At 63.5% G+C, this 16883-nt stretch carries 16 protein-coding genes and 2 pseudogenes; 6 read left to right on the plus strand and 12 right to left on the minus strand.

The window, feature by feature from the left end; genetic code table 11:
- The first annotated feature begins 37 nt into the window (after positions 1 to 37).
- The 3 genes and pseudogenes from AC30NL_RS21870 to AC30NL_RS21880 form a co-directional block, all read left to right on the plus strand.
- Positions 38 to 1180, plus strand: a complete 1143-nt coding sequence (locus tag AC30NL_RS21870) for a tyrosine-type recombinase/integrase (RefSeq protein WP_489466109.1) — start codon at positions 38 to 40, stop codon at positions 1178 to 1180.
- Between the two features lie 323 nt (positions 1181 to 1503).
- Complete coding sequence (locus AC30NL_RS21875) at positions 1504 to 1650, plus strand: hypothetical protein (protein WP_489466094.1); 147 nt, start codon at positions 1504 to 1506, stop codon at positions 1648 to 1650.
- Positions 1637 to 1738: pseudogene (locus AC30NL_RS21880) on the plus strand (transposase zinc-binding domain-containing protein); the annotation flags it as partial. The gene AC30NL_RS21875 and the pseudogene AC30NL_RS21880, both read left to right, overlap by 14 nt.
- A gap of 57 nt (positions 1739 to 1795) precedes the next feature.
- On the opposite strand, the gene AC30NL_RS21885 reads toward AC30NL_RS21880, so the two are convergent.
- On the minus strand, positions 1796 to 2383 hold the full coding sequence (locus tag AC30NL_RS21885; RefSeq protein WP_489466095.1) for a hypothetical protein: 588 nt from the start codon (positions 2381 to 2383) through the stop codon (positions 1796 to 1798).
- A gap of 845 nt (positions 2384 to 3228) precedes the next feature.
- Between AC30NL_RS21885 and AC30NL_RS21890 the strand changes: the two genes are divergently transcribed.
- Complete coding sequence (locus AC30NL_RS21890; RefSeq protein ID WP_489466096.1) at positions 3229 to 4431, plus strand: hypothetical protein; 1203 nt, start codon at positions 3229 to 3231, stop codon at positions 4429 to 4431.
- A gap of 125 nt (positions 4432 to 4556) precedes the next feature.
- Positions 4557 to 5303 (plus strand): DUF3624 family protein, encoded by a 747-nt coding sequence (locus AC30NL_RS21895; RefSeq protein ID WP_489466097.1) that lies wholly within the window; start codon positions 4557 to 4559, stop codon positions 5301 to 5303.
- Here the strand turns inward: AC30NL_RS21895 and AC30NL_RS21900 are convergent.
- The 3 genes from AC30NL_RS21900 to AC30NL_RS21910 form a co-directional block, all read right to left on the minus strand.
- The gene (locus AC30NL_RS21900; RefSeq protein ID WP_489466098.1) at positions 5281 to 6066 is read right to left on the minus strand and encodes a helix-turn-helix transcriptional regulator; all 786 of its coding nucleotides are present in this window, start codon (positions 6064 to 6066) and stop codon (positions 5281 to 5283) included. The genes AC30NL_RS21895 and AC30NL_RS21900 overlap by 23 nt on opposite strands.
- A 408-nt stretch (positions 6067 to 6474) precedes the next feature.
- On the minus strand, positions 6475 to 6771 hold the full coding sequence (locus AC30NL_RS21905) for a hypothetical protein (protein WP_489466099.1): 297 nt from the start codon (positions 6769 to 6771) through the stop codon (positions 6475 to 6477).
- A 72-nt stretch (positions 6772 to 6843) separates the two neighbouring features.
- Complete coding sequence (locus AC30NL_RS21910; RefSeq protein WP_489466100.1) at positions 6844 to 7050, minus strand: hypothetical protein; 207 nt, start codon at positions 7048 to 7050, stop codon at positions 6844 to 6846.
- A 278-nt stretch (positions 7051 to 7328) separates the two neighbouring features.
- Here AC30NL_RS21910 and AC30NL_RS21915 point away from each other — a divergent pair, with 278 nt between their 5' ends.
- The gene (locus tag AC30NL_RS21915; protein WP_489466101.1) at positions 7329 to 10454 is read left to right on the plus strand and encodes a Tn3 family transposase; all 3126 of its coding nucleotides are present in this window, start codon (positions 7329 to 7331) and stop codon (positions 10452 to 10454) included.
- A gap of 80 nt (positions 10455 to 10534) precedes the next feature.
- On the opposite strand, the pseudogene AC30NL_RS21920 reads toward AC30NL_RS21915, so the two are convergent.
- The 8 genes and pseudogenes from AC30NL_RS21920 to AC30NL_RS21955 form a co-directional block, all read right to left on the minus strand.
- A pseudogene (locus tag AC30NL_RS21920) lies at positions 10535 to 11911 on the minus strand (FHIPEP family type III secretion protein); the annotation flags it as partial.
- Positions 11908 to 12996, minus strand: a complete 1089-nt coding sequence (locus AC30NL_RS21925) for an EscU/YscU/HrcU family type III secretion system export apparatus switch protein (protein ID WP_489466102.1) — start codon at positions 12994 to 12996, stop codon at positions 11908 to 11910. The pseudogene AC30NL_RS21920 and the gene AC30NL_RS21925, both read right to left, overlap by 4 nt.
- Entirely contained in the window at positions 12996 to 13763 is a 768-nt protein-coding gene (locus AC30NL_RS21930; RefSeq protein ID WP_489466103.1) for a flagellar biosynthetic protein FliR, read from the minus strand. Before AC30NL_RS21930 ends, AC30NL_RS21925 begins: the two co-directional genes overlap by 1 nt.
- A gap of 38 nt (positions 13764 to 13801) precedes the next feature.
- Entirely contained in the window at positions 13802 to 14068 is a 267-nt protein-coding gene (locus tag AC30NL_RS21935) for a flagellar biosynthetic protein FliQ (RefSeq protein WP_489466104.1), read from the minus strand.
- A complete protein-coding gene (locus AC30NL_RS21940) occupies positions 14058 to 15221 on the minus strand; it encodes a hypothetical protein (RefSeq protein WP_489466105.1) in 1164 nt (387 codons plus the stop codon). Before AC30NL_RS21940 ends, AC30NL_RS21935 begins: the two co-directional genes overlap by 11 nt.
- Positions 15222 to 15238: 17 nt before the next feature.
- A complete protein-coding gene (locus tag AC30NL_RS21945) occupies positions 15239 to 15718 on the minus strand; it encodes a hypothetical protein (RefSeq protein WP_489466106.1) in 480 nt (159 codons plus the stop codon).
- Between the two features lie 281 nt (positions 15719 to 15999).
- Positions 16000 to 16320 carry a type II toxin-antitoxin system RelE/ParE family toxin gene (locus AC30NL_RS21950; RefSeq protein WP_489466107.1) on the minus strand — a complete coding sequence of 107 codons (321 nt, stop codon included), beginning with the start codon at positions 16318 to 16320 and terminating at the stop codon, positions 16000 to 16002.
- Positions 16320 to 16571: a type II toxin-antitoxin system ParD family antitoxin gene (locus AC30NL_RS21955; RefSeq protein ID WP_489466108.1), complete on the minus strand. Its 252-nt coding sequence runs from the start codon at positions 16569 to 16571 to the stop codon at positions 16320 to 16322. The genes AC30NL_RS21950 and AC30NL_RS21955 overlap by 1 nt, the downstream gene beginning before the upstream one ends.
- Positions 16572 to 16883: the final 312 nt, after the last annotated feature.

The following is a 16883-nucleotide window of genomic DNA, read 5'->3' on the forward strand; positions in this document are numbered from 1 at the left end:
CACGCTCACCGTGTCAGCCCTCCTGCCGCTCGACCAGATGCCCGTATCCGCCGACTTGAGCGGCGCGGCCGGGCGCAATCGCTCGTCCGGCAAGGCGCAGATCGGCGCAACTGACGATCGCTCGGCGGTGCTGGCCTGGCTCGCACGCTACGTTGACTCGCCGGCGACTTTGGCCAGCTACCGCAAGGAGGCCGAACGTTTGATGCTGTGGTGCGTGCTAGAGCGTCGGGCGGCGCTGTCGGACCTGACGCACGAAGATCTGCTGGTCTACCAGCGTTTTCTTGCCGATCCGCAGCCTGTGCAGCGATGGGTCATGGAGCCGGGCCAGAAGCCGTCGCGCTCGTCGCCGCTGTGGAGGCCCTTTGCCGGGCCACTGAGCCCGGCCAGTCAGCGCCAGGCTATGTCGATCCTCAACGCGATGTTCTCGTGGCTTGTCGAGGCGGGCTACCTCGCCGGCAACCCGTTGGCATTGAGCCGGCGACCACGACGCGCGGTCGCGCCACGCGTGACGCGGTTCCTGCCGATGGAGCACTGGGAGGCGGTCAAGGCGACGATCGAAGCGATGCCGACAGCAACGCAGCGCGAAGCGGCGCATGCGGCGCGGGCACGCTGGCTGTTCTCGCTGCTGTACATCGGTGCGCTGCGCGCCTCGGAGATCTGCGCGGCCAAGATGTCCGGATTCTTTGTGCGCCGAGGAGCCAGCGGCGCCGAGCGCTGGTGGCTTGAGGTCACCGGCAAAGGCAGCAAGCTGCGGTTGGTGCCAGTGACGGCGGAACTGCTGGCCGAATTGATCCGCTATCGTCGAGGGCTGCGCCTGAGCCCGCTGCCCAAGGACGGTGAAGACACACCACTTGTGTTGCCTGTGATCGGGCCGCAGCAGTCTCTTGCGCGCAGCGCGATCCACGAGATCGTCAAGAGCGTCATGCGTGCGACTGCTCAGCGTTTGCGTGTTCAGGGGCCTGAATTCGAAGCCGCAGCAGTGCACATCGAACAGGCGTCGACGCACTGGTTGCGGCACACGGCCGGCAGCCACCTGAGCGAGCACGCCGATCTCAAGGTCGTACGCGATAACCTCGGACACGCCAACCTGAGCACTACCAGCATCTACCTGCACACCGAGGATGATGCCCGGCACGACGCCACGGAGCAGGCACATCGCGTCGGCTGGCGAGCGCCGTGAACGACGGCTTCAGATTCAGGCGACAGGCAACTCACGGCCAAATCCTGCCGCTGGCCAATGGCAGCTTCCTGGCACGCCATCTCGCCATCCTCGCGCCGGAGGCAACCGCAAGGTGGTTACCAGGAGTTGGCCACACGTAGGTAGGCACCCACCGGTAGGCGGCCCACGGAGTGATTGAGACGCGGTGCGGAACGTGAGACCGTCCGAGGTCCCAACCTCGGGAGCATCGCGCGCAAGCCATCGGCCGGCAGCCCAATCGGGCGCCGGATGGCGCACCGGTTCACTACGAGCGCCACCGCCCCGAGCAGGCCATATTGTACCGCATGGTGCAGCAGCACGCCGTGATCTTCATCGCCGAGACAGAGGCGGCCACCGGGGCCGATCTGCCGCAGTTCGTCAAGGACGAGTTCGACGCCTTCCTCAAGTGCGGCATCCTGGCCCCACGGCTTCCTGCGGCTGAGCTGCGGTGACTGCGGGCATGACAAGCGTGCAGCCCTCTCCTGCAAGCGACGAGGCCTTTGCCCATCGTGCGGTGCCCGGCGCATGGCACAGACGGCGGCGCACCTGGTCTTCCGCGTCATCCCCCACGTGCCGGTGCGCCAGTGGGTGCTGTCGTTACCCATCCCGCTGCGCCCGCTGCTGGCCGCACACCCCAAGCAGGTGACGCCCGTGCTGCAGGTCGTGCACCGCGTGATCACGCGCCACCTGCTCGGGCAGGCCGGTCTCAAGGCCGACGAGGCCGACAGCGGCGCGGTCACGTTGATCCAGCGCTTGGTTCGGCCGCCAACCTGAACATCCACCTGCACTGCCGGTGCTGGACGGCGTGTACCGAAGGGGTGCCGACGGCGCCCGGTCTTCGCCGAAGTGCCCGCGCCGACCGATGAGGCGCTGCATGCGGTGTTGCACAGGATCATCACCCGCACGATGAAGCTGCTCACCCGTCGGGGTGTACTGATCAGGCCGTTCATGCGCGAGGCGCTGCAAGTCCGCGATGATCTCTTCGGTTGTGTAGAGGCGCACGCCGGCCGCCTTGGCCTTTGCTATGTCGATGTAGTACGGCTCGCCTGCGAAATTGGGGGCGCAGCCCCGCTTGATGCTGGCAAACAGATTGGGACTGATATTGTTGCCAAGGGCATGCTCGCCGATGGAGACAGTAGCGGCGGGCGCACGTGGCGAGAAGCCGAAGACCTCGGGATTGCGCACGAACCCGGAACGTGGCCGACGTCATGTAATCGGGTGCGACCATCACCTTGCGGATGAGCTTCCCGGATGGCAGTACCTCGTCGGTAGGTACGAAGAGGAACGCCCGCGCAGTTGGATCCCGCCTTGCGCCATCGGTCTCCAGGCAGATTGGCCCCGGTAGCTGCGATTGAGATCTGCACAGCGTGCCCTTGTCGAAAGGGTCAGCCTGCATGACGCACAAGGGACCCGGGAGAGAGTTGGAAGCCATTCAGGCGGTTCCTCCAAGCAGCGGCGCGTAAGCGCGGCGGAACTGTACGTTCCGCGCCGCGGCTTGGCATCAAACCAAGGTCATCAGCAAAGTCGATGCATGTCCATTCAGAGAATGGCGGTCACGTCAACCGCCAAAGTTACCTCTGGCGCGTGAGCACGACTTGCTCGGTATCAAGACTGAGGCCGAAAAGTACTCGCCTTTGGGTGCCCTGAACCCTTGCCGAGTGCATCGCCATCACGGCAGATTCTTGTATGAAAACAGTAGCCTCCGGGCCTCATGTCCAGGGGCGGCTGTCTCCTCGTTAGGCTCCTCGGGTCTGACGTGCACAAAGAACTCCCACAGGCAACAACCCTGCTTCGCGAGCGCTTATGTGGCGCTCGTCCCTACCCGTTGCTACCCATTAGATCCATGGACACACGCGGCAGGTGGCATCAAGCTCCTATTGCGATTGTTGCGGTCCCAAGATTTGCGTTCACGCCGCCTTGCCGGCAAGCGGGGTCGCTGCAGGCGGATCGCTTGTCGGAGCCACCTCAGTCGAGACCGCCGCGTAGATCACGCGGACATCAATGGCAAGCAACGCACTAGGGGTGACGACATGTCTGATCTTGGAAAGACCCAGCCAGAGGCCGGCGCGGAAGCGCCTTCAACCGACTTGCAGCGACGCGGCCTGCTGCGCATGGTGGCAGCCAGCGCTGGGCTGGCTGCGGTGGGTGGCACGGTTTTGACGGCGTGCGGCGGGGGTGGGGATGACGCCACGACGGCGGACGGGCGGATGCAGCCGCTGGCGGCCAAACCGCCCATCACCACGCCGACGATCACTTGCGTCCCGAACGGAACGGACGGCGCGACGGCGATCGACGTGACGGTTTGCGCGCCGGCGGGCGGCACCGGGCTGCCGGCGGGCTTCTCCATTCAGTGGATGACTTGCGCCGAATATGCTCAGCATGACGTGACCAACCCGGACGGGACAACCACCACCACTGTCTACAACACGTGGTTCGCGTCGGATGACCCACGGCTGTGCAAGGCGTCGTTCTCGGGCAATGCCAGCGGGACGAACTACAACCTTGCGGCAGGAGCCTGCCTCACGGTTCACCCCGGCAGCTTCACGATCGACAATCCGCAGGGTTATTCATCCACTTGCGAGACACCGCTGGTCTGCGGTACGTGCTATGTCTTCCTGGCGTTCGGCCACGCGACGAGCAAGTTGAGCCGTAGCGCAAATAGCGGGCTCTGCACAAGCACAACGAACGCATGCCTCCCAGCGGGCTTCGTCGGCTGCACCAAGAGCCATGGATACTTCAAGAACTATGCTCTGCACGCCGCTGAAATTGATTGTGCGTTTGCCAATTTGGGTACCACCACGATTAATGGCGTTACCTTCATAAGCGGAACACAGGCCGCGGCGTATCTTGCTCAGACCGGGCAGGGTTCTCCGTCGACTCTCCAGAAGCAACTGCTTGCGCTTGGTCTCAATATTGCCGTCAGCGGCAACTGCGCGAATGCCTGCAATGCCGGCAATGTGTATCCCGCCGGCTTCGGCGCCGCCAAGCTCTGCGGCATCGCGGACGGCGTGACCATCCTCACCGGGGTGCAGTCCTTCCCCGCGGGATCGGCCGCCTTGCTGAACGGGCAAACCGTGCAGCAGGTCTTCACGGCGATCAACGGTGGAGGCAACTACGGCTTGAGCGCGGGTGACGTAACCGCGTTACTCGATCTGCTCAACCTGTCCTTCGATGGCCTTGACGGTACCTGCTGCGGGGCTTCGACCTTCGGCCAGGGCCACCTCTGCACCTGAACGGCGGCTGCACTTCCTGGACGGGAGCCAGATGGGATGCGTCTGCCTGACCAGCGCCTCCGGAGCGATCCGGGGGCCGCTGGAAGGCGATGAAGCCTGTGTGGTGCCCAGAATTCGCATGGAAAATGATCTCCACGACATTGGTTGTCAGCAAACTTAGACCGCTGAAGAGCGCGCTGGGCGAGAAGCTCGGTCGGTGCATCAGTTGCATGCGGCTGTCTGTAAGCCTTGCGCTCGGCTTCTGGCTGGTGCTGGCCCTCGTGATGACGGCCGGCGCGGATTCGGCGCTGGTGCTCGCCGCCGCTTTACCGGCCGCGGCCCTCACGATGTGGTCTATTGCCCATGCCGTGGCCTATGTCGCGCGCGGACCGGAGAGGGCCAAAGGCTGCCGCTCTTGCGCAGAGAAGGCCAAGGCACGCCAGCGGGCGGCGCGCCGGCAGCGCCGATTGTCATGGTTGCGGCCACGCGGAGCCTCGGCGCCGCCGCCTCAGGCCGGCTGCCGGAATTGCGACGGCACAAAGGCACTCAAGTCGGAAGAAGCCGCCGCTGCGCTGCCCCCCGCCGACGAAGGCCTGCGCCACGTCGCCGAAGATTCGCCCGAGTTCGCATCGTTGCGCGCACGACTGGCCTCGCCCGAGCCGGAGGACACGTGGAAGGTCAACATGCAGAGCTTCTTCCTGTACCGGCTCGTGCCCGACGAAGACGAGCTGACGCCGCATGCGCTGTTCATCACGCGCTGGGAAGACGATGTGCCGGTCTCAGCGGTGGTGGTGACGCCGTCACCCGATGGCGGTGAACCGCGAACCGTGAACCTGCAGGCGTCGGCGCCTTCTTCGCTGCCCTCGGCCGTCACCGGCGAGCATCGGCACTAGGCGATGCACCCAGCACCTGGCGACGGCGCAGCAGGCCGCGCTTTTCGAACACGCTGGCTACGTGTTTCTTGACGGTGTTCTGGCTGACGCCGAGTTGCGCGGCGATCTGGCGATTGCCGAGCCCCTTGGTCAGCAGGTCGAACACCTGGGCTTCGCGCCGAGTCAGCGGATGCGGATCCGCAAGCAAAGGCGGGTCGGGCGGCGGCGCCAGCGCCGCCAGCAACCACGACGTCATGCACCTTGGAAGCCAGACTTCGCCCGCCCGCACCGCATCGAAGGCACGCACCAGCGCCTCGGTGCCGGCACCAAGTCGCAGGGCGCCACGGGCGCCGCAGCCGGTCAATGCTTCGATGAAATCGGGCGACGGGGCCTCCCAGCAGAGCATCCAGAGGACGCCGGCCGCGGCAGCCCGCAGCCGCCGCAGCTCGATGGCCCCAAGCTCCGCGCACCAGTGCGCGCCGGCCACCACAAGCCACGGTGGAGAGGTTCGAAGCCGGTGCTCGATGCCGGCTCTCGTGGCGTCGTCTGCGTCGACGATTCGGTATTGATGCCCATCGGCACCGTTCAGGGCGGTGGATGAGACATCGTCGCGGGGCCCCGACCACAGCACAAGAAGACTCTGGTCGGATTCGGGCTGCCGCGGGCGTATGCCACCCAGGCTCGCAGCGGATGCCGCATCCGTGCCGACTGGCTGCCCGATCAGCAACTTCATTGCGTCCCCGGCTTGCGGGGTGTTGTTGAAAGAGGGGCCGCTGGTGGCCATGACAATTTTCCTTGATCGTTGCCTGTGACTGGCAATGCGATTCGTTGCCAGAATCTGTTCGGCACATTGATCGGCACGCCTGACAGGGTTTCGTCGCGCGGCGTCTCGCCATGGGAGATCACTTCGCGACTGCCGGTCAATGTAGGCAGCCGCGCTGTCCTGGGCATCGGAGTTTTCGCCCCCTGATGGGGGTTGCTTTTTCCCGCTCGCATAGGACAGGGCGCCCCTCTGTCCAGCATGCCGCCTTGGAGCGCAATGGGTTCATCACTGCGGTGCGGCGTCAAGAACAACTGCGCGCCAAGCTGAAGTTCATTGCCTTTGTACGGCGACTGCAATCGAGAGTGGCAGCCCCTATGGGTCGGCAGCTGCCCGTCGGGTCCATTGAGCGATCGCGGATCGCTGTGCAAGTCACCGTCCCCGGGCAGCGGCTCTCCTTGGCCTCAGCTCCACGCGATCACCGCAGAGGTCCAAGTATTTGGCATCGTCACCACAGATCCAGTGCAACACCTGGCCCGGCGGCTGTGGGTTGCGGCTGAACGCGGCGACGGCCCTACGGTATTGCTCGGCGGTGGTTCTCGACGCGAGCAGCCGCGGGAGAAAGGCCTGCAGCCAAATCAGGCTGTCTTCGCCGACGTCGGAGCCGAAGACCTGCACGTCGCCATCGGTACCGAGCACGAAGATGAAGTAGTTTCCGCTGTCGAGCATGTGTCCGAGTACGTTGCGTACGACCGGGGTGTTCGGATTGAGCAGCAAATGGTAGGTCGCGAAACCTCGGAACTAGAACGTCAATTGCACGACCTCGAAGTTGTCGCCGCCGAGCACGCAGTGCCCCAGTTCAAACCCGCGGCTCGACACCGCTGCCGGGATGATCTCGTGCGGGCTCAGTGCGATCAGGCCGAATGCCTGCCGGTTCTCCTCGATCATGCCGAGCGCGCCACTGGGATCCTCGGCGGCCAGCAGCGTTTGGACAAAGGCGCGGTTCATGGCCAAGCCAGGCACCAAGGGGGAGACGTGGCTCATGGGGCTCCAATCTCTGCGGCGACGAAAGCCTCTTCCATGCAGTTTGAATCCACTACGATGCCCACCGGGATTGGCGTGATTGCGCTCGACCGGACCTATCGCGCCCGGTAGCATTCTCCCGCATGCATCTTCGCCGCGGTGATCTTGACGGCTGCTGAACACCGCCAACGAGCAAACCTGCACCGGTGGCGCAAAGCGATCCGGGCGGCAAAACAAAGAACACTGATCTGTTGGAACCCTGAATGTCGTCGGCCTCGGAATCGCATCGCCTTGTCATCCTCACCCCCGAAGAAATCGAAGACATGTACGGCTTGCCCCGCTTCACTGAAGACGACCGGCAGTTGTACTTCGAGCTGAGTGCGGCCGAGACCGAGGCCGTCGAGTTCCGCACGGCCTCGGTGGGTGCCGACCTGGTGCTGGAACTGGGCTACTTCAAGGCCAAACGCCAGTTCTTTGCCTTCGAGCCTGAGACAGTGGTCGATGACCTGCGCCACGTGCTGGCCCGTCACTTCGCGCACCGGCCGGCCACATCGATCAAGCCCCCGTCGCGAAACACACGCACCGCGATCCAGAAGACCATCCTCGAACTCGTTGGCTACCGCCCTTGGGACGGCGACGCCCGCCAGGCGCTGGAGAACAAGGCCCGGCGCACGGCGATGCTGTCCACGCAGCCGTTGTACATCCTGCGCGAAGCGCTGCAACACCTGGCCAACGAGCGCATCGTCGCGCCCGAGTACAGCACGCTGCAGGACATGGTCGGCCGCGCGGTGACGCACGAGCGCAACCGCGTCGCCGGTCTGCTCGAAAAGGCGATGACGCCCCCGATAGAGCAGGCGCTGGACGCCTTGCTGCAAGCCGACGAGCAGATGTACCGCATCAGCGCGCTCAAGCATGAGCCCAAGGACTTCAGCCACAAGGAACTCAAGTGCGAGGTCGAGCGGCGCAAGTACTTCCAGCCGCTGCACGAATTCGCCCGCAGCTTCCTCGTCGCAGCCGGGCTCTCCGCGGAGAGCGGCAAGTACTACGCATCGCTGGTGAAGTTCTACACCGTCTACAAGCTGCAGCGCATGCCCAAGGCGGCCACGCGGCTGTACCTGCTGTGCTTCGCGTTCCAACGTTTTCGGCAGATCAACGACAACCTCATCGACGCCTTCATCCACTTGGTCGATCAGTACGAGAAACAAGCCCGACAAGCGGCCGAGGCCGCCATGCAGAAAGCGCTCACCGACGCCGGCGAGAACCTGAAGGCCGCCGGCGAAGTGCTGCGGCTCTTCATCGACAACTCCATCCCGGCCAAGCGCCCGTTCGCCGAGGTCAAGAAGAAGGCCTTCGCGCTGCTTCAGCCCGAGCGCTTCGCCGCCACCGCCGACTACCTGCGCGATGTTGCCTTCGACAAGGCCGCCTACGAGTGGTCGCAGTACACGGCCCTGTCGCACGCCTTCAAGTGCAACCTGCGGCACCTGTTCAACGAGCTCGACTTCGCCGGCCGGGTCGAGGATGCACCGCTGCTGGAGGCGGTGGGCTTCCTGCAAGGGCTGCTGCGCGAGGGCAAGTCACCGCGCCAGGCCGAGCCGGGAAAGTTTCCGCAAGGCGTGATCCCCAAGAGCCTGCGCCGCCATCTGTTCGCCCAGGCCGACACGATCAAGGCTTCAGGCAAGGGCAAGGTTCTCAAGGCCCGCGCCGGCGGGAAGACGCTGGTGGTCGATCGCTACGAGTTCCTGGTCTACCGGCTGCTGCGCAACGCCCTGGAGGCGGGCGATGTGTTCGTGCGCGACAGCAACGAGTTCCGGCGCTTCGAGGACGACCTGATCAGCGACACGCGCTGGGCCCAGCGCGAAGCGGTACTGCAAGAGATTGGTGCTCCCTTGCTGCTCGCGCCCATCGAGGACACGCTTCAGACCCTACGCGAGGCGCTGGAGACGCGATTCGCACAAGTGAACCAGCGCATTACGGAGGCCACCAACCAGCACATCAAGATCACCGGCCGCACCGACAAGCGGCGCTGGAAGCTGATCTATCCCACCGCTGAAGAGCCGGTCAACAGCCCCTTCTACGGCCAGCTGCCCGGCATCGGCATCGCCGAGCTGCTGTGGTTCGTCGCCGGCGGCACCGGCTTCCTGGGTGCCTTTACGCATGTGCTGGACCGCTATGTCAAGCACGCGCCCGACGCGCGCGAACTGCTCGCCTGTGTGGTGGCGCTGGGTACCAACATGGGCCTTGGAAAAATGGCCGAGGTGTCGGGTATGGGTTTTTCGTCGCTGCAGGGCACGGCGCGCAACTACCTGCGGCTAGAGACCCTGCGCGCGGCGAACGACGTGATCGCCAACGCCACCGCGGCGCTGCCCGCGTTCCACCTCTACGACATCCGCGACGAACTCCACTCCAGCAGCGACGGCCAGCGCTTCGAGACGCAGATCGACACCTTCAACGCTCGTTACGCCCCCAAGTACTTCGGACTGCACAAGGGGATCAGCGCCTGCACGCTGGTGGCCAACCATGTGCCGATCAACGCTCGCATCATCGGCACGCACGAGCACGAGAGCCACTACGTGTTCGACCTGCTGTACAACAACACCTCCGACATCAAGCCCGTGCGCCATTCCACCGATACGCATGGCACGAACCAGGTGAACTTCTGGATCCTGCGCGTCTTCGGCTATGGATTCGCTCCGCGCTACCGCGACCTGCACAAGAAGACGCAAACGCTGGTGGGATTCGAGAACCCGGGTGAATACGGCGAGATGCTGATCAAGCCCTCGCGCAAGATCTACGACGATCTGATCGTCAAGGAGTGGCCCAACATCCTGCGCATCATGGCCTCGCTCGCGCAGAAGGACGTGACGCAGGCGACTATCGTGCGCAAGCTCAGCAGCTACCTACGGCAAAACCAGACGAAGAAGGCGCTGTGGGAACTCGACAACATCTGCCGCACGCTCTACGTCCTGGACTTCATCGACGACGTGGACCTGCGACAGGCAGTGCAGAAGGCACTCAACCGCGGCGAGGCCTACCACCGCTTCCGGCGGGCGGTGGCCTACGTCAACGGCGGGAAGTTCCGCGTGAACACCGAGGCCGAGCAGCAGCTGTGGAACGAGTGCTCGCGGCTGATCGCCAACGCGATCATTTTCTACAACATGACGCTGCTGTCCAAAGTGCATGCGCACAAGGCTGCCGCGAGTGACGAAGAGGCCATCGAGATCCTGCGCGGCATCTCGCCCGTGGCCTGGCAGCACGTGAACCTGTTCGGCACCTTCGAGTTCAACGACGCACCGACCAAGGTGGACATTGACGCATTGGCCGCGCTTTTCGCCGACGCCCGGTACTGGAGCCAAGCGCTCAAGGACATCCAGGAGGTTCCCCTGAGCTGATTGTGCAATTTCGGGGGATGGGCAAAAACAGCCGACAGATGAGTGAAGAGCACGGTAGTCGGATCGACGAGCGTGTACTTGGCCTGCCGGGCGGTTTCACGCTGGCTTTGCTCGATCCAGAGCGCAGGAAGCCCATAGGTCGGTTCGCGGGTCTCGATGCCCTGAACACGCGTGAGGTCTCCGGAAGGATGAATCGCCAGCGTGCGCTCCACCAGAATGCGTCCGCTGGCAACCAAGTCGCCGTAGACGGAAATGCGGTAAGCGCATTCATCCGAGTCCTTCGCTTCCCGGAACCGGACCTTCGGGATGACGAACCCCATCTCCTGTGCGAACTGGCTCCGGAAGTTGGCGATTCGGGTCATCAGCGCCCCTTGCACGCCACCCAGATGGAGGGCAACGGCCGGGCCCATCTCCACCTCGACAGCTTCCAGGTCGTACACCACGTAGGGGTCCTCATCCTGGTCGACCTCCTTGCCGGCAGTCGCGGCCGAGCCTTCCTTCGCAACCGCCTTGCGCCGAACCAGATAGGCCATGCCGATCACGCTGCCTACCAGGAGCACCGGCAGCATGGGCATGCCGGGCAGCAGACCGACTGCGAGAATGACGACACCGACGATAAGCAAGGTGCGAGGGAATGCGGACAACTGCCGCACCAGTTCCCGACCTAGCTCGCCGTCCGACGAAGAACGAGTGACGATCAGACCCGTGCCGACCGAAATCACCAGCGCCGGAATCTGGGTGACGATGCCGTCGCCGATCGTCAACAAGGTGTAGTGCCGGAGTGCCTCGCCCCAGGGCAGGCCGCGCTGCAGGACACCCACGACCAACCCGCCAAGGATGTTGATCAGCATGATCAGGATGCCCGCAATGGCATCCCCCTTGACGAACTTGCTGGCACCGTCCATCGCCCCATAGAAGGCCGCTTCGCGCTCCAGGTTCTTGCGTCGGCGCTTGGCTTCATCCTGATCGATCAAACCCATGTTCAGATCGGCGTCGATGCTCATCTGCTGACCCGGCATGCTGTCGAGCGTGAACCTGGCGGCCACCTCGGACACGCGCTGGGCACCGTTGGTGACCACCACGTACTGCACGATCACAAGGATCAGGAACACGATCATGCCGATGACGTAATTGCCACCCACGACATAGTCACCGACGGCATTGATCACATGTCCGGCATCCCCTTCCGACAGGATCAGACGGGTCGCCGACACGTTGAGCGACAGTCGGAACAGCGTCGCGATCAGCAGCACCGCAGGGAAGGTCGAGAAGTCGACTGGCCGCGGCGCATAGAAGGTAAGCAACAGCACCAGCAACGCCAACGAGAAATTCGTCAGAATCAACAAGTCCAGCAGCCCGCCGGGGATCGGGGCGAACAACACCACCAGCACACCCATCACCAGGGCGATGAGGACGAGATCCGTGTTGCGGCCGAACATCTTGGCGATGGCGTTCATGCGGAAGCCTGAGAAGGTTGCCGCCGGCGTCGGGCATAGACCCAGCGAAGGATGCGCGCGACATCCTGGAAATGCGCTTCCGGCACCAGAGGCTCAGCCCCCGGCACCTTGAAAAGTGCCCGCGCCAGCGGCGGGTTCTCGACGATCGGGACTTGCCGGCGCCGCGCCTCTTCGCGCATGCGCAGGGCAAGTTCGCCTGCACCCTTGGCAATGATGAGGGGAGCCGGCGTGTCACCGTGCCGATACTGCAGAGCCACCGAATAGTGCGTGGGATTGGTCAGCAGTACATCGGCACTCTTGACCTTGCTGACTGACCGGGCGCGCCTGAGCCACTCCATCCTTAGCTCACGCAGCCGCGACTTGATCCGCGGGTCGCCTTCGCGCTCCTTGTGCTCGTCCTTGATCTCGCGCTTGGACATGCGCATCTGCCGCGCAAAGTCCCAGCGGTTGAACATCCAATCGATGGCTGCAAACAGGATGAACAATGCCGCGGCAAGACCGAAAGCGCCGCCGATCAGCTGGGTGATGAGGTACGCCTGCGAACGTGCCGAAATGCCTTGCATCGCCAGCACATCCTGCAGGTGATGAGTTCCCCAACTGACGGTCGCTACAGCCATCACGGCCAGTTTCAGCGAGTTTCGGAGCAGATCGAACACCGACTTGATGGAGAACAGCCGCTCCAGGCCCTTCACAGGATTCAGGCGATTGAAGTCGGGTTGAAGCGGTTTGGTGGTCAGGACCCCTCTGGCCTGCAGCGCACCCGTGAGCGCAGCAGCCGTCCAGATGACGAACAGCAACGGCGCGGCCAGCTGCAAGGCCAGGCTGGCCAGGCTATGAGCCAGGTGAGTCGTCGCCTGTGCGCCCATCGAGGCACGTCCGCTGGACAGCAGGCCCTTGGCGAGGAGATCGCCAGCCTGTTGCAACGTGGAATGGCTCAGACCGTAGATGCAGGCGGTGGCTGCCAGCAAAATCACGGCGAAGGTGACCTCCGCACTCTTGACGATGGAGCCGCGTTCGTGCGCCTTCTCCAGCTTGTGCGCCGATGCGTCTTCGTTGCGATCCAGATCCGACTGCTCACCTGCCATCAATGAGCTCCCAGCACATCGCCGACGACGTTGAACATGCGGTGTGTCATGGGCGCCCAGGCGCGAACCGACAGCGCGAGCACAAAGTAGGCAATTAACACCTTGAGGGGAATGCTCAGAACCAGCACGTTCATCTGGGGCATGTTGCGCAAGGTGATGCCGACGAAGAGATCAGTCAACACCATCGCCACGGCCACAGGTGCGGCCAGTGCGAGCCCCATGGCAAACATGCTGCCGGAGGCGGAGAGAAGCGGAAAAGGATTGTTGATTGCGGGGAACTGCCCAATCGGGAAGACCTTCGTCGAGCTGGCGAGCATCGCCGCCAGCGCGAGGTGGGCATCGGTGGCGAAGAACAAGGTCACGCCGACCAGACTCAGCAGGCTACCCATCACATTCTGATTGGTGCGCATCACAGGATCGAAGACGGATCCGATGCCGAATCCGATCTGCACATCCAGCATCCGACCGGTGATGGCGAAGGCAGCGAACACAATCAGCACACCCAGGCCCAACAACATGCCCAGGAATACTTCTGCCACGACAGCAAGCAAGAACGACTCGGGCGATCCGGGAATGGCGTGAGGCGAGACGTTCGGCGCAGACTGCACGAGCGCGGCCAGCACAAAGACGAGAACGACACGCACCACCATGGGAAGGCCGTACGAACTCAACGCCGGCGAAAGCGCCATGGCGACAATCAAGCGGACCGAGAACAGCAGCACCCCCACCAGCCATGCACTCAGCCCCTCGGGCCCAGCAGTGAGCATGGACGTCGCGGCATTGCCGATGAGCTCAGAGTCGCTTATCACGAAATCTGGGCAAGTCGGGCCAGCAAGGAAGTGGCATAGGAGGTCAGCCGCGACAACATCCACGGTGCGAGTAAGACCAGCGCAATCACGAACATGATCAGCTTCGGCACGAAGGCAATAGAGGGGTCTTGGACCTGGGTGACGACCTGCAGCAAACTGACACCCAGGCCGACAAGCAGAATGACCAGCAGGAGAGGAGCACTGAGCAACAAAGCAAGCTTGAACAACTCGGAGATCAACTCGAGCGCCGTGTCATGACTCATGGCGCAGCCCTCCAGCCCGAGAGGCCAACGCCACCTCGGTTGTGTCGATCTCGATCTCGGCGCGGTTGTTTTCGGTGTCCACGAGCGGCTTGGCTTCGAGGTACGCATGCGCAAGCGATCGGCCGGCGGAGAGGGTCGTCAACCGCGTCTCGAACACCTCGCGCACGGCTTTCACGCTGTTGATGTCGCTGTCGATTTCCGTGACACCCAGCCGGGTCAGCAGCACGAAACCGAGTCGAAACTGCTTCTGCGCGTTGTCCGCGCTGGGCACGCGTGACCCCTCGGCCGCGACGATTTGATCGATCGTGACGTCACGACGGATCGTGGAAATGGCGACGCCCGACTCGGAAAAACGGGCGGGATTGATCGTGGCGTTGTCGATGTAGAAGAACGGCGGCACCTCCTCCTTCTTTAGCATCCCAACCTGGTACAGATCGAGTGGGCTGAAGAACAGGCGGCCGGGCAACGAGGTGAAGGTTCCGTGGCCGTTGTCCTTCCACCGGTTGCCGCAGTCGACGGAACCGCCGGTGTCGAGCAGGAACGACCAGTGCACGCCATCCTTGCCGATCAGCGCACCACTCGGCTGGCCCTCCGTGCCGATGAACCTCACTCGGGCGGCCCAGCGGTGTCGCATCTCGTACGAGAGCACCCGCATGACATCCTCGAACCGGGGGTCAGTCGGAACCACCTGATAGCGGGACAGCGCGGCCATGTCGAAGTAGCCCCGCAGTACGCCCTGACTGCCGTCGTAGGTCGAGTTGTCGAAATGACACTCACCGATGCCGTCGATGTCACTGCGCGCGCTGGCGTAGAACGCCCTCGCGTCGCCCGTCGTGAACTCGAAGTTCGAAAACACCACGAGAAAGTCGTAGCGGTCCGCGAAGTGCTTGTAGAACTCATTGGCGACGACCGTGTGCGGCTCGACGTTGAAATCGCCTTTCAAGTCGCGCGAATAATCGCCCGTCAGTTCGACGACGGCCACGTTGTTGCGCGTCGCCTTCAGCGTGGCTGTGAAGCCGTCGGTCGACGGGAACACCGTCGCAGGCGGCGCATCGGCATGCGCCACCGTGGCCATCAACAACCCGGAAAGACAGACATGCGCGAGAAACGCGCGCAGCAGACCACCCGCTCCGAACCAACGAGCCCTGACCATTCGAATCCTGTCTGCGGTTATTTTTTCTGGGAGTCCGCGGACGACGACGACGCTTTCACGGTGGTCGTGAACGTTGAGACGGCTGTGGGCACGGGTGACCGGATGCCATTCGCGCGTTGGACCTGCGGAAGCTGCTCCGGATTCGACGAACGGATCATCCAGGCGGTGCCGAGCACCCCGTCGCCCTCCACTGTGTCGAAGCGGAGCCTGTCGCCTAGGACCTGGACGAGGCGTGCGCGCGCAGGCGTCAGCGTGGTACCGACGCGCAAGGTGACAAGCCTGCGGTCAGGCCGCTGAAGCATCGCCACGGCTTCAGACGGTGACAGTGCAAGCAGGAAAAATTCTTCGAGTCGAATGGACTCGGCCGCGCCGGACACCGCGCTTCTCGCAACCGCAGGCGAGAAGGCGGCCGGATCGGCCGCGTGGACCACCTGCAACATTCCCGCGGCCGCGAGCGCGCACAGACACGCAAGACGTGTCGCCTTGATTTCCAGCATCCCTTCACCCCTCAATTGAGAGTGGGCATTCTCAGTGAATACATCCGGTTTCCGATCCCCCCGGACAGGGGGTGTCTGAATCACTGCTGAGCCGGGGTTCTGACCCCCCTGGTACCAAATGTCGAAGTAGATGTCGCGCCGCATCGAACCTTGCGCGTGAAAGCCACAAACACCACGCCGGTCACCCGGTCCGCCACCGAGTCGGTCGGCGCAAGGAGGTCCATGCCACATTGAGTTCTACGCAAGTTCGCGTTCACCGTCAAAATAACGTGACATTGCCGTCAGTCCTCAAAGCCCAGCAGTTGCCACCAATTGCTGGCCGCGTGGAGGACGCGCACGATGGAGGCGCCATCGGGACGCGGCTCGTAGAACACCAGGTGATTCTCGAAGCCCTTGACCCGCCACTTGCGGATGTTCACCAGGACAGGGTGCTTCAGATTCAGCGGTGCGCCCATCCTGGGCTGTTGTACCAGATCGTTGAAGCTGGCTTCGGCGTTGGTGAGGAAGCGTTCGGCCACGTCCAGTCCGGCGTTTTCCGCCAGGTAGACGAAGTGCTCGACCAGATCGCGCCGCGCCGCCTCACGCTGGGTGACCTGCGGCATCAACGCCTTTGCTTTCGCGCTTCAATCTTTGCCAGGGCATCTTTGCGGATGAGGCTCCAGTCCGCCGGGGTCAATGCCGTCTCGGTGTCGGACAGCCCTTCCAGCAACTTTGCCTCCAGCTGCTCTTCGGCCTTGCGCTTCTCATCGGCGCGGATCAACTCGCGGACGTATTCGCTGGCACTGCTGTAGCGTCCGGTCGAGACCTGACCATCCACGAACTGCTTCAGCGGGTCGGGCAGTGAAATATTCATGCTTTGCACAATGACTCCTGGATGCCGCCTGAGGATGCCAGGAATGGCATATTATGGCAATAACTGCCATCGCCGATGGCGAGATGCCTCATCGACCCGCGGACCCCCCACCCGATCAGCGGTGGGGGTGGGGGCTGCCTGGCCTATAGCCCCCTGGCAAAAGCCCCCCTGAATCTCCGTGCCAAACCGCCCTCCCCCGCCCATCTGGGGCCCTCCAATTGCTGATAATGCAGAGAGTCTTTAGCCTGGCGGACGCGGCACCCGGGTCTGCACTGACGGCACGGCGTGACCGCCGCGGCCGGTAGGCTAAAG

Origin of the sequence: Rhizobacter sp. (assembly GCA_021153565.1) — a bacterium.
Lineage (GTDB): Bacteria > Pseudomonadota > Gammaproteobacteria > Burkholderiales > Burkholderiaceae_C > Albitalea.